This window comes from Paraburkholderia sp. GAS448 (assembly GCF_050435685.1).
Classification (GTDB): Bacteria; Pseudomonadota; Gammaproteobacteria; order Burkholderiales; family Burkholderiaceae; genus Paraburkholderia.
Genome location: NZ_JBNDKT010000006.1, coordinates 94,587 through 107,420, shown reverse-complemented (window position 1 = coordinate 107,420; position 12,834 = coordinate 94,587). Strand labels below are relative to the sequence as shown.

Here is a 12,834-nt window from a genome sequence, read left to right as displayed (position 1 = left end):
ATAACGGGCTTCATTGTGGGTGCCCCCATAAGGTGAAACTTTTGGAATAACTACCCTAGTTGAGAGTAAGCGTCAAACCTCGCGGGAAGCGTTCAGTTTAAGGAGTCGATCGGCATTCCCATGCGCGATCTTGATCCGATCGGCCGGAGACAGGGGGAGAGCATCAAGGAATTTCCGCGCTGGCGCGTTGGCACTGTAGGGATAATCTACGCTAAACAAGATTCTGTCCGCACCGAATGCAGTCAGTGCATTCAGGAAAGGCGATATGTGAAATACACCAGATGTCGTAATGTAGACTTTTTCAACGATTGTCGCGCTGATCGGGTTTAGGCCGCGGCTCATGAGCACGTCGTCGGCACGCCCAAGCATGAAAGGCAACATCTCTCCCATATGCCCGACGACCACGGTCAGGCCAGGAAATCTTTCGAACGTGCCGGCTAGCGCCAACCGGAGAACATGAATTGCGGTCTCCGAATGCCAGCCAAATATGCCTGACGCAAGCAACGGCCCGGTTCCGCCCGGCAACCCCCGGTAGTAACAGTCATACACTGCCTTCGGTGGCAGATTGGGATGGATATAAACGGGCACATCGAGCGCGACCGCTTTGGCCAGCACCGGTGAGAATCGTTCGTCATCAAGGAAGCGGCCATCCGTGAGGCCATTCACCATTGCACCACGAAAGCCGAGATCACGGACGGCCCGCTCTAACTCGTCTGCCGCCGCTACAGGTTCGCGCATCGGCAAATGAGCAAATCCACCGAAACGGCCCGGATGCCGACGCACTGCTTCGCCCAGGCGATTGTTCGTTGACTGGGCGAAGCGGATTCCAGCACTGCCGTCCAGGAGATCGGCCCCCGGCATGCTCGCGGAAATCACCTGCTGGGTGATACCGTACTCGTCCATGGCCGAAAGGCGGCCCACATCGAGATCCCGCAACACGGCGTCACTCTCTGGCGAGTAGCCGGGATTGCTGCTGGCATCAAAATGTGCATGAACCAGTGAGGGAACAAGGAAATGCTCCTCGAGCGCTACGATCCTCATCTTCTCTCCTGTTGGGTAGCCCGCTCGGAGTAACGATTCAATTGATCCCCGCGGAGGCTGGATTATTACGCTGTCCTATATCAGGAGACCTTGAGCGCGCCGCTGTCCATGTAGACGATCTCGCCAACGAGCAGACCGTCCCGGCACTCCAATGCGATCATGCATGGCGATTTCACCGACTTTCCGGAAATGTTGAGACTTTGCAGATCATCCCCGACGGCTTCCACATCGAACTCTCCTTCGACGTAGATGCAATTGTCGACAATGGTCACGCGCGTAAAGGACTTGAGCGCCGGGCCCGGCCATTTCTCGAAACGGTCGAGATAGAATTCGCGGATGCCGGCAAAGCTCTGCACATCGACGCCAAGCGCCGGGATCCTCTGGTAGGAACCATCCGGATGCACCGTCGCCATCGTTTCTTCGATTTCGCTCGACCATTCCGCGACCAGATGGCGTTCGAATACTTCCTTGTTTGCCCGGCTCATATCGGTATCGGCCACATAAACAGGGCCGTTTGTATAGCTTTCGATCGAAAAGGGTTTGCCTTCCCACGTCAAAGCCTTGGTACGGGTTTGCACGGTTGCCATATTCTGTTCCCTCCTTACAGGACATCAGCCGACCGGCTCGTCACGACCTTCGAGCATACGCGAGCCAGTCAATGCCGCCTAAAGTAATTCCGTCGACACCGGGTGTCCAACAGCGAATGCAGATGACTTAATCGAATCTTGTGAGCGCTCTTCGAGCCTTTAGCCTTGCGTATTCTGCCTACAAACAATTCTAAACAAATAGGATCACGAATTGTTAGTGAAAGGCCGACATCGAGATTTTGCTTATAAACGCCAGGATGCCCGCGCCCGACTGACTTACGCTTTGGATCACCAAGCAAGCATTCCGCCATCCACAACAAGATCTGTGCCTGTGACGTACGAACTCTCATCAGAAGCCAGGAAGAGCGCCGCATGCGCCACCTCCTCCGGTTTCGCGGGGCGGCCGAGCATAATCCGACCGAGCATGTGGTCAGCCCATTCCTTATTCTTGAGTTGCTCGAGAGTTTGGTTAGTCTCCGTCAACCCCGGAGAGATGGAATTGGCCCGTATGCCGAATTCGCGGCCCTCCATGGCCATCTGACGTGTCATTGCGACGATACCGGCCTTTGATGTGCAATGCGCCATAGAGCCGAGCGTGCGTACCGTCGTGTGTCCGTTCGCGGAGGCGGTATTGATAATGGTACCGCCACCCTTCTTAAGGTATGGCCAGGCGGCACGCGTAAGGAAGAAAACGAGATTTACCTCCTCGTTCAGGTTGCGCGTCCATTCCTCATCTGAGATATCCTCGATCCAATTGAAATAGGCCATCGCCGCATTATTATAAAGTACGTCGATCCGGCCAAAGCGTTCGATCGCGAGATCGACCAAGGCACGGCACTCATCTGAATAAGTGAGATTGCAGGGATGGCGCGAGACCATTTCCCCGCCCGCAGTGCGCACTGCATCCACCGTGGCTGCACCGCTCGCCTCGTTTATCTCGCATCCAACGATGCGCGCGCCTTCTCGTGCAAACAACAGCGCTGCGGCGCTCCCCATGCTCCCGCCGGTACCTGTTATAACGCAAACCTTATCCTGAAGCCTGCCTGTCATGATTGTCCTTTCATTAAATCGTGGTTACGGTCGGTCGACCGCTCTTAGCTGATCTTATAGAGCCCACCGTCAACGACCAGCGCCTGCCCTGTGATAAAGCCAGCCTCCTCACTCGCAAGGAACGCCACCGGGCCGACAATGTCCTCCGGTTCCGCCAATCGTTTGATTGCCTGTTGTTGCCAGACCAGGCGTTTGACGTCATCCGGTACGTCAGCCGTCGCAGGTGTGTTGGTAAGAGACGGAAGAATCGCATTGCAGGTGATGCCATCCGCGGCGACATCATTCGCGAGGCCTCGCATAAATCCGATCGCCCCCATTTTTGTCGCCATGTAGGCACTTAGCGCTTGCTCAGCGACGCCGATCGAATTTGATGATATGGCAATGAAGCGTCCATAGCCGTTCTTGCGCATACGTGGCACGAAATGCTTCGCGCTGTAGAAGTGCGAGTCGACATTGACTGCAAAACCCCTGCGCCACGTGTCGAAGTCCAACTCGTCGATGAGGCCGCGCGGGAAGGCTGCCGCATTGTTCACGACGATATCCAAACGATTGAACCTCTTATCTATGGCATCTCCGAGTTTGGCCCACGTGGACTCGATCGACACATCACCAGCGAAGGCCATCGTCGACGGTCCAACCAGTTGGGCCGACTCGGCTGGAAAATCCAGATCGACCAGAACAACATCAGCTCCACATTGCGCGAGCTTGACCGCGATAGCACGGCCGATGCCGCGCGCCGCACCGGTGACAATCGCCACCTTACCTTTCAACGATGTCATGTATCCCCTCCCCCAAAAACCAGTGCCTGGTACAGGATCTCATCTCACTAGCTTGCACTTGCAGCAGACATGTTTCCGATGACAACGCCGGCGACCGCGATCGCTCCACCGACTGCCTGTATAAGCGAGACCCGTTCGCCGAATGACAGACCTATGAAGAAGGAGCCAATCATCACGCCTACGGTCAGCGCCGTCACTGCCGCGCTGACCGGCGCGCCGGCTGTCATCGCCCGTCCGAGAAACCAAAGCGTCAGCATATTGGCGAGAATCATCCCAAGTGTTGGCCATGGCTGCGTCATGCCACCGCAGAGCTTCATGAAATAGACGGCAACAATATTGGCCGCGATGGCAATTCCAACCATTGCATAGCTAATCAGCATTTCTTTCCTCCAAAAATAGGTACCCTCTGTCTCCTTCGCCGCCGATCTCTTAGCGCATCTTTGGATCAGCATCGCGGCAACCGACACGGTTCTGTGGGTCGAGGTCCGACCACCGTGGCATAACGGCAAACACAATCAACACGGATGTATTGTTGGCTAGATCATTTGTACTCCTTATACAATTATCTGAAGAAGCAAAATATGGATTCTCCACGTCATCGCGCTTCGAGATAAAAAACGATCCTATCGGGCAAGAATTGCCTCCATCACAAAAGACTCGCGGCGCCCTTTGCCAATGAAACTTTTTGACTATACATTTGCACCCCTCACTGCTCGTTGCGCGGCATAATGCGCGTCCCAAAAGCGGAGATGATCAAGCCACGGCACATTCGTCAAACCGCTTTCGTGGTTGAGCGCCATAACACGTGGCGCGGTGGGATCGAAGACCGGCCAATCAGGAAGCCCCTTCGCTGCAGGACGGGCCGTGCGAGCGAATTCCACCCAGGCAGCGCGGATCGTCTTGCCCAGCACACGGTCCGCGGGTTGCCACGGCCAATCTCGCAGACTGAAGCGGTCGAAGCTGAAAAAGATAGAACTGCAATGGAAGGCTCCCAGAGGCCTTGGGAATGCCTGCTCGTCGTAACTATCAGGCGGCACCGGGGGCACCGCCTGAAACTGATAGTAGTAGACGTCGTGACCAGCGGCCGCATGGAGGTGAGCCCATGTCCAGTTTTGCCAGGTGAATACCCGGTGACTATTGGCCTTCAGGCTGGCGGCGATCGCTTCCGCATCAGTTGCAGCAGGATAAAGCGCAAGGAACCGCTCTGCACTTGCTCCATATTCAGCTTGAATGTAGGCGCGATAGGTGCTGAGATTGGGCGAGAAGCCGATCACCAGATCCTCGTTCGCGACCGAGCCGACGAGGAGCGGAACAGCGGCTTGCTTCCGGTTCTCAAAAATCTGGTAGCTTCCGGCCGGCAGCACCGATCCATCCACAATGGGTTGAGCCGCGTCAAAAATTCCCTGCATATTGGTGCCGTCCACATTGCTCGCGGCCCGGATCGTGTCAACATCGAACGTCCGAATGTCCACCCGAGCGCCGCCTGAGATACCGTCGGTCCAGGCTTTGCCTGACCGCGTTGCTGACGTGAGAGTTTGCCAGCGGTCAGCAACGCCGGTATTTTCCCCCACGGTACCGAAACTTCCACCGCTCTCAGCGATTGCGCGATGGAACAGGCCTCGTGCCCGGGGCGATGCCATCAGTAGGCTGACGCTGGAGGCGCCTGCTGAAATGCCGAAGATAGTGACGCATCCGGGATCGCCACCGAACTCTGCAATATTATCCCGGACCCATTGGAGCGCGGCGATCTGGTCGAGTAACCCGTAATTGCCTGAGATGCCCTCGTCGTTTTCTGCTGAAAGCTGAGGATGTGCAAGAAAACCAAGCTTCGCCAAACGGTAATTGAGCGTGACGAACACCACCCCCTCACGCGCCCATGCATCACCATCGAACATTGGACTCGATCCAGAGCCCATCTGGAATCCGCCCGGATGAATCCAGACGATCACCGGTCGACGCTCACTCGCGTCCGCAGCCGCCGTCCACACGTTGAGGTAGAGACAGTCCTCCGACTGCGACTCCGTGCCAAAGGGAAGAACGGAATTGCCCAACATCGATTGCTGGATAGCGACTGGCCCCGCGTGCGTGGCGTCTCGAGTTCCGCTCCATGCTGCCGGTAACTGTGGGCCGCGCCAGCGCAGATTTCCAAGCGGCGGCAAAGCGAAGGGGATGCCGCGAAACGCGGTCACTTCTCCGTCCGCCGAACGCTCACCTCGCAGCCGACCCTGGCGGACCGTCACATTCTCGTTCATACTCAGTCCCCTCATAGACCTTGGGCTGATCAAGTCAGGCTCATCATTTCTTGCTCGCACCTCGACACAAATGGCGTGCGCAGACCGGCTCGTTCCATCAGCGGAAGCACGTCGCGTGCGAACCGCTCGATCCCATCCACAGGATCGACCCAAGTCAGCAGAATACCGTCGAGGCCTGCACCCGATAGCATTTCCAACCGCTCCGCGATCCGTTCCGCGGAGCCAACTAGCGGGAAGCCTCCACCGCTGCCGGCCATCCGCAGACGGAAAGCCTGCAACGCCTCGGGCGACATAAGCCTGGCATGCTCCTGCTGCATCTTCATCCATGCATCGACGCTTGCCTTGTCCTCATTTTCGACCAGGCAGTGATGGTAATAGGCGTCCGCCTCAGCTTGCGTGTCGCGCTGCATCACCATTGAATTGGTCCAGACCTGGACCTCACGACCGAACTCTTCCCGTGCCAGCTGCTTGTACTCCTCGACCTGCCGTCGGATAGACGCCGGAGATTCCGACTGAACGATAAGGAAGCACATATCGGCGTGCTCGCAGGCAAAGCGTCTACCTCGTTCCGATCCACCCGCGTTCATGATCGGCGGATGCGGTTTTTGAATCGGCTTCGGAATCGATGATCCACGCACGACATTGAAAAAGTCCCCGCTAAAATCGAATTCTGCGCGCGATTGCCAAAGGCGGCGAATAACTGTGAGCCATTCCGCCAGATGATCGTAGCGGCGGTCATGTTCCTTGAAGGGCGCACCGAACATCTCAAGCTCGGGCTTGTTCCATCCGCCCACTACGTTGAGCCCGAATCGCCCGTTGGAAATAATGTCGATCGTCGAAGTTTGCTTGGCCGCGAGGATCGGGTGGATCGTGGGCGCATGTGAGGTCGCGAAGACAGCGGAATAGCGCGTCGCCTGGGCGATGCCGGCCGCCCATGTGAAAGGATCCATGGTGAGGCCAGTAAGATCGTCGTTGTCGCCCGTCACCCAACCCTTCCAGCGCGCATAGGATACGATCGCTTCAAACCCAGCTTCGTCTGCCATCCGTGCAGTCTTCACGGACAAGTCCCAGGTTGGCTCATAAAGCTCTGGGACCGTCGTCATAATTCCTGCTTTGCCGTTTATGGCAAAGATGCCGATCTTCATCCGGTTGGCGTTGAAGATCGGATTCGTTGTATCGCTCATCAATACCCCTCCTTGAGGTCCCTGCTCATATAGATTCTGGCGACGCTCGACTTGGCCGACACGTCTTTATTCAGCATAGGTTATCTCGTTGTAACGGCATGTCCAACGGCAAATGCAGATAACGCGATCTAACTTTGAGAACATTGTGCGGTGCGTCGAAATTCTTAGCGGCTTTTTACCTTTACAAGCGCAATATTGGAGCGAGCTTTCCAAAGACCGGGTTCGACAAATTGCCTCTACCCAGTGGTCTTATCCGATGAATCCGCCATCGAAGAACACTGACGGGATACGCCCGAATTACACGCAGCGATCCTGACCGGATAGCCCAGCATACTTTGCATACGATGATGCCCAAACCTTCTGAACAATGCGTGGCTTTATCGTCGGGCCGCCGGCGCCGCCTACCATTCGTCGAGCCCGACGACCGGACGCCCGAGCAGGCGCTCGCGGTGTTTGAATGGCTTGACGGCGCCGCCTTTTTGAACTGACCTCTTGAGTTAGTCGGCGTGCCGGGGCCATATTGACGGACGGACATCCGGACTGAGCACGCTGCTCAGTCAGCAACGGCATAGCGCTCGAGCCAATGAGCGTAGGGTGCAGGAAGTGTCCAGGACGCACGGTCGATCCCGAGCTTGCGCGCGGCTGAATACGGCCAATGAGGATCGGCGAGATGCGCACGCCCAACCATCACCAGGTCGAGCTGTCCATTTTCAACGCACCGATTTGCGAGTTCGGGCGTGTCGATGCCCCACGCCGATGCGACAGGTAGTTGCGCTTCGCGGCGTACGCGTTCCGCAATGGGCGTGAGGAATGCCGGCGCCCACGGAATTTCAGCTGTCGGTGTGGAGAAGCCTACGCTGACGCTCAGCATGTCCAGACCTGCACGCTTGAAGTTCTTTGCCAGTTCGATGGATTCGGCGACGGTCTCGTCGTCGCGCCCGTCGTATTCGATGACGCCGAAACGGGCGGTCAGCGGCAGATGCTCTGGCCATACATCGCGCACCGCCGCCAAAGTCTCCAGCAGGAAACGGCTGCGGTTATCGAGGCTGCCGCCATATGCATCGTTCCGTTGATTCGAGTGCCTCGAAAAAAAACTCTGACCGAGATAGCCATGTGCAAAGTGCAGTTCCAGCCACTCAAAGCCGGCGTCCCGCGCACGCTTCGCGGCCGCTACGAAATCCCCGCGCACGCGGGCGATGTCCTGGAGCGTCATTGCCTCGGGCACTCTCGGCAGATGGGCACCGAACGCGATGGCCGACGGAGCAATGGTCTGCCAGCCGCAAGGATCTTCCGCAGCGATGTGGTCGTCACCTTCCCACGGCCGGTTCGCGCTGGCTTTGCGGCCTGCATGGGCGATCTGGATGCCGGGCACGGCGCCGGCAGCCTTGATTGAAGCGACGACGGGCGCAAAAGCCTGTGCCTGCCCGTCGTTCCAGAGGCCGGTGCAGCCTGGCGTAATTCGACCCTCCGGCGACACAGCAGTCGCCTCGACAATGACGAGGCCCGCGCCGCCGCGTGCGAGTCCGGTCAGATGCACGCGATGCCAATCGTTGATCAGTCCGTCGACGGCGGTGTACTGGCACATTGGCGGAATAGCAATGCGATTGCGCAGAGATACGTCCTTGAGGTTGAAAGGGGTGAACAGGGCAGACATCCAGCGTGCTCCTTGAAAAATCTCGTGCAGAAGCTCAACGATGTTCGGGCGATGGAGTTTCGCAGATAGCCCGATGGCGGTTAGCGTTGAAGATCGGGTTGGTCGAACCACGCCTCAATGCGCCTCCTGCAGTTTTCTGTTTATATCGATGCAGGCGACGCTCGCCCCAATCGACACGTCTTTATGTCACGTAGAATTATCCCGTGGTAACGTCATGTCCAACGGCAAATGCAGATGGGTCAATCTCACTTTGAGAACATCGATGCAAGACGGGCTCGTATGCAAATGAGGTGTCGTGCCCAACCGCGTGGTTGCACTTGCACATCCCTATCGGCCGCATTCGGGATCACCGCGATGCCGTTATCCTGAACCTCAATTTGCGCAACTACGCCCTACGGGGCAGCGACTTTAGCCGAAAGCGCAATCGTGCCCTGACTATGTCAATCTCAGATTGGGTACTCCCTCGATCAGAACTCGTCACTCGATCTTGAAACGAGATTGCTCTGTCGGTTTTCCTTTCTGGACGTCGGCAAGGGCGATTGAGATACTTGGAGGATCGAAACGGAGGTAAACGATGATCGATGGTCTGCCTGTTTTGGACGCCGTAATCCATGCATACAATATGGATGCCGCCAACTACGCCAATCGCTTCGCTGCGCCGTTATGCGATCTCGTCTACGGATCGGTACTGGCCACGGCGCGTCCTGGCTACGCACCGACGAGGGCGCAATTCTATCGGGACTGGTCCATTGCGGAGGCGGTTGACCAGGTGTTCGTCGAAAGCGACACCGATCTCGCCGTCTATCACGTCCTGCCCATATTCTCGTTCAAGGATGGCTTGTGCAGTCTGGAAAAGGCAATTGAGGCACAGTCGCGATGGCCGAATCGGATTATCACGTACTGCGGTGTTGATCCGATGACCGGTCAGGCCGCGCTGGATGAACTGGAGCGGCAGGTGGAATTGCTGCGTCCGGTCGGACTCAAGCTCTATCCGAACAGTTGGGTTGGCAGCGAGATACGCGGATGGAAAATGGACGATCCGGAGATCGCGTTCCCATTGTTCGAGCGGGCAGAGAAACTTGGAATCAAAGTTGTTGCGGTACATAAGGCACTACCGCTCGGGCCCGTACCGATGGAGCACTACAAGGTGGACGACATCGACCGGGCATGCATGGCTTTCCCAGGGCTCAATTTCGAGATCGTCCATGGAGGTATGGCGTTCCTGGAAGAGACGGCGTGGCAGCTCGCGCGCTTCGACAACGTATATGTCAATCTGGAGATCACTAGCGCGCTGGCAGCGAACCGCCCGGCGGCGTTTCTTCATGCGATGGCGGCGCTGATCGGCCCGGGCGGGCAGCACGCCATCGAACGTATCCTGTGGGGTACGGGAGCGATGGCCTTCCATCCACAGCCGCTGCTGGAGGCGTTCGTACGAGAATTCGCTTTCCCCGAGGCGCTGATCGAGGGCGCTGGTCTTCCGCAACTGGATATTCCCGCCAAGCGTGCGATCCTCTTCAACAATTATGCGCGCATGACGGGCCTTGATCTCGAAGCCCGCCTTTCCGCTACGCGCGACGACGAATTCGCGGGCCGACGGCCGAATGGGTCACTCGCGCCGTTTTCAACTGTGCGGGAGATTACCAATGCCTGATACCGCTGCAATTCAAGCCATGCTCGAGCAAGTGGTCGACCCATGCTCGATTGCGACAGGCCTTCCAATCAGCCTGACCGACATGGGAATGGTGAAGGCGGTGACGTTGAACAACGATGGCGTCGTGAACGTTGAACTGCGCCTGACCAGTCCGGTCTGCTGGCAAGCAGCGAACATCATCGCGCAGGTGGAGAAGGTAGTAGCGCGCGTACCTGGCGTATGCAAGGTCATCTGCACGGTCGATCCAACGTCGGAATGGATCCCGGACATGATCGCGCCGGGTCCCCGCGCCGAACTTCGCCGCATGCGGCCGATTGGAGCATTGTCGTGAACACCGTAACCACAAGTGAACAGACATGGCGAGTGCCCCCGGTCGAGGTAGTACATCGCAGCCGTTATGTCGAGGTTGATGGAATACGCACCCACTATCTTGAAGCCGGTGAAGGGCCTGCCGTGGTGCTGCTACACAGCGGCGAGTTCGGCGGCGGTGCCGAGACAAGCTGGGAGTATCTGATTCCCGCGCTCGCCCGGCATTTCCGCGTGATCGCCCCAGACTGGCTGGGCTTCGGCAAGACTGCCAAGATTCATGATTTCGACAGCAAGCGGAGCCGCATGCTGTCTCACATGGTGCGTTTCGTTCAGCTGATGGCACTGGATAAAGCGCATTTTGTCGGAAATTCCATGGGGGCAACCTACCTGCTCCAGATGGCCGCCGAAAGACCGTGCCGTTTGCCAATCGATCGCCTGATCGCGATTAGCGGCGGTGGTTTCATTCCGGACAATGAGGAGCGCCGCCGCCTACTCGACTACGATGGCAGCGAGGACGCAATGGCTAGTCTGCTCGCTGCAATATTCGAAGACCCCGTCTGGTATCACGATCGCGAATACGTCCGCCGTCGCCATGAACTCAGCATCTCGCCTGGCGCCTGGGAGGCGATCGCAGCAGCGCGCTTTCGCTCGCCCTTGGCACCGGTCCGTACTGAGTTCGGCGGTGCCGATCGCACGCCTTACGAGAACATCACTGCAAAAACGCTCATTATTGCAGGGGAGCGGGATAGGCTGCGGCTTCCGGGGTTTGCTGATGATCTCGCCGCGCGTATTCCCGGTGCCCGTGCCGCCGTTCTCGCCAACGCCGGCCACTGCCCCAACATCGAAAGAGCGGAGGACGTAGGAAAGCTGATCATCGGATTCTTATTGGCCGACACCTGAACTTTGTGTTGATGCGCGGTACGTGGACAACCATCAACGTGTAGCCGACCCTCCACTAGCACGGCACTTTTGACTAATCAGCCGCGAAGAACTGCGCAAGCTACGGCGTATAACATCGCCATCGGATTATCTGCGTGCAGCCGCCGATGCAAACCAGTCGCTGCTGATGGGGGAATCAGCTGAAATGACGTATGTCGAGCCTTGAGACCTTCAATGCAACACGGATGAGTAAGATCCGACAATCCCACATAAGCCTGTCGTCCGGACTTTCATCTTCAACCGGTCCACAACAGCACCACGGGCAACGTGGCGCCGCACATGCTGGACTAGTTTTGTTTGCCACGGCTTGACGAACTGGTCGCGGATTGATGACGCCCGCCGAGGTGCAAAACCCGAGCGGGCGTTCGTCAAAGCGGTCATCTAAAGCCCAGTGGATGCCGAGGTGAATATACATCCGAGGCAGCAGGTCGACCGACCCAAACCGTCCAGTCGAGCCAATGTTGCCCCAAGACTCTCGTGTCAAGCCGCAGACAGCGCAGGCCTGGACACCGGAATCAGCGAATAAAAATACCCTTGTCCGCCGGACCCTCACACCGCCTCATACCTTGATGAAGCTCACCCCAGCCAGGGGACCGAACGGCAACGAAGCCAACGGGCCGCCAACGTCCAGCGCTCCGAGATCGACCCCGAAAAAGCCCGCCTTCTCGATTAGCGAGCGAACAGTCGTTTTGGCTTCCACGTCGTCGCCAGAGTAAAAGAGCACGCGATTTCCCCCAGACACTTCAGGTTCAGGCAAAACGCTCACGTCGAGGTGGTTAAACGCCTTGACGAAACGCGCCCCGGGCACGAGATCGCGGACCACGCTGCTCGAGTGGCGGCCACCGAGATCGACCGGCTTGACGCCATAGGCGGCCAGCGGGTTGGTCGGATCATTCGCGTCCGGGGAGTCTGGGTCGATCCACTCAACGGGGTTGGTTCCGTCGACGACAATGCGTCCGTTCCATGCAGGAAGGCCCCCAAGGACTCGCTTCAAATCAACCCAACGAATGGCGACGAAGACGATGTCCGCCTTGGCTGCTTCCTCCGTGGTACCGGCTTTAATCGTTGAGCCAAGCTCTTCGATCAATCCCGCGAGGGATTCAGGGCCACGACTGTTCGAAATGATGGCCGAAACGCCTACCTTGGCGAACGCCCGGGCCAGGTGCGATCCGAGCGCGCCTGCGCCAATGATGCCAATTCTCATATGTACTCCTATCAGTAAGTTAGTTCGGCTCGGGCCGCCGTCGCCACCACTGTTCCTCAAACGGGACGGTGTAGTGCCGCGAAGTACGCGCGAGTCTCCGCGCCGAATATATGTGGGGCCGATGAAATATATTTGTGTGTGTAAATTACATACCGGCATTTATGAGAAACACACCCCTACTCAG

General features: G+C 57.6%; 12 protein-coding genes and 1 pseudogene. 4 read left to right on the top strand and 9 right to left on the bottom strand.

Features of this window, described 5'->3' with window-relative positions; genetic code table 11:
* Positions 1-72: 72 nt before the first annotated feature.
* The 8 genes from P3T23_RS14020 to P3T23_RS13985 all read right to left on the bottom strand — a co-directional run bounded on the left by P3T23_RS14020 (position 73) and on the right by P3T23_RS13985 (position 8,547).
* Complete coding sequence (locus P3T23_RS14020) at positions 73-1,041, bottom strand: amidohydrolase family protein (protein WP_429316765.1); 969 nt, start codon at positions 1,039-1,041, stop codon at positions 73-75.
* Between the two features lie 80 nt (positions 1,042-1,121).
* Positions 1,122-1,628, bottom strand: coding sequence for a hypothetical protein (locus P3T23_RS14015; protein ID WP_429316764.1), 507 nt, complete (start codon positions 1,626-1,628; stop codon positions 1,122-1,124).
* A gap of 288 nt (positions 1,629-1,916) precedes the next feature.
* Positions 1,917-2,678, bottom strand: coding sequence for an SDR family NAD(P)-dependent oxidoreductase (locus P3T23_RS14010; protein ID WP_429316763.1), 762 nt, complete (start codon positions 2,676-2,678; stop codon positions 1,917-1,919).
* Positions 2,679-2,722: 44 nt separating this feature from the next.
* Complete coding sequence (locus P3T23_RS14005) at positions 2,723-3,457, bottom strand: SDR family NAD(P)-dependent oxidoreductase (protein WP_429316762.1); 735 nt, start codon at positions 3,455-3,457, stop codon at positions 2,723-2,725.
* A gap of 47 nt (positions 3,458-3,504) precedes the next feature.
* Positions 3,505-3,837 carry an SMR family transporter gene (locus P3T23_RS14000; RefSeq protein WP_429316761.1) on the bottom strand — a complete coding sequence of 111 codons (333 nt, stop codon included), beginning with the start codon at positions 3,835-3,837 and terminating at the stop codon, positions 3,505-3,507.
* Between the two features lie 309 nt (positions 3,838-4,146).
* Entirely contained in the window at positions 4,147-5,709 is a 1,563-nt protein-coding gene (locus P3T23_RS13995) for a carboxylesterase/lipase family protein (RefSeq protein WP_429316760.1), read from the bottom strand.
* A 29-nt stretch (positions 5,710-5,738) separates the two neighbouring features.
* On the bottom strand, positions 5,739-6,893 hold the full coding sequence (locus tag P3T23_RS13990) for an LLM class flavin-dependent oxidoreductase (protein ID WP_429316759.1): 1,155 nt from the start codon (positions 6,891-6,893) through the stop codon (positions 5,739-5,741).
* 553 nt (positions 6,894-7,446) lie between these two features.
* Positions 7,447-8,547: an NADH:flavin oxidoreductase/NADH oxidase gene (locus P3T23_RS13985; protein ID WP_429316758.1), complete on the bottom strand. Its 1,101-nt coding sequence runs from the start codon at positions 8,545-8,547 to the stop codon at positions 7,447-7,449.
* Between the two features lie 574 nt (positions 8,548-9,121).
* On the opposite strand from P3T23_RS13985, the gene P3T23_RS13980 reads away from it, so the two are divergent.
* The 4 genes and pseudogenes from P3T23_RS13980 to P3T23_RS13965 all read left to right on the top strand — a co-directional run.
* Positions 9,122-10,198, top strand: coding sequence for an amidohydrolase family protein (locus P3T23_RS13980; protein ID WP_429316757.1), 1,077 nt, complete (start codon positions 9,122-9,124; stop codon positions 10,196-10,198).
* Positions 10,191-10,529 (top strand): metal-sulfur cluster assembly factor, encoded by a 339-nt coding sequence (locus P3T23_RS13975; RefSeq protein WP_429316756.1) that lies wholly within the window; start codon positions 10,191-10,193, stop codon positions 10,527-10,529. Before P3T23_RS13980 ends, P3T23_RS13975 begins: the two co-directional genes overlap by 8 nt.
* Positions 10,526-11,407 carry an alpha/beta fold hydrolase gene (locus tag P3T23_RS13970; RefSeq protein ID WP_429316755.1) on the top strand — a complete coding sequence of 294 codons (882 nt, stop codon included), beginning with the start codon at positions 10,526-10,528 and terminating at the stop codon, positions 11,405-11,407. Before P3T23_RS13975 ends, P3T23_RS13970 begins: the two co-directional genes overlap by 4 nt.
* A 73-nt stretch (positions 11,408-11,480) precedes the next feature.
* Positions 11,481-11,612: pseudogene (locus P3T23_RS13965) on the top strand (LysR family transcriptional regulator); the annotation flags it as partial.
* Between the two features lie 393 nt (positions 11,613-12,005).
* Here the strand turns inward: P3T23_RS13965 and P3T23_RS13960 are convergent.
* Positions 12,006-12,650 (bottom strand): NADPH-dependent F420 reductase, encoded by a 645-nt coding sequence (locus P3T23_RS13960; RefSeq protein WP_429316754.1) that lies wholly within the window; start codon positions 12,648-12,650, stop codon positions 12,006-12,008.
* Positions 12,651-12,834 lie beyond the last annotated feature (184 nt).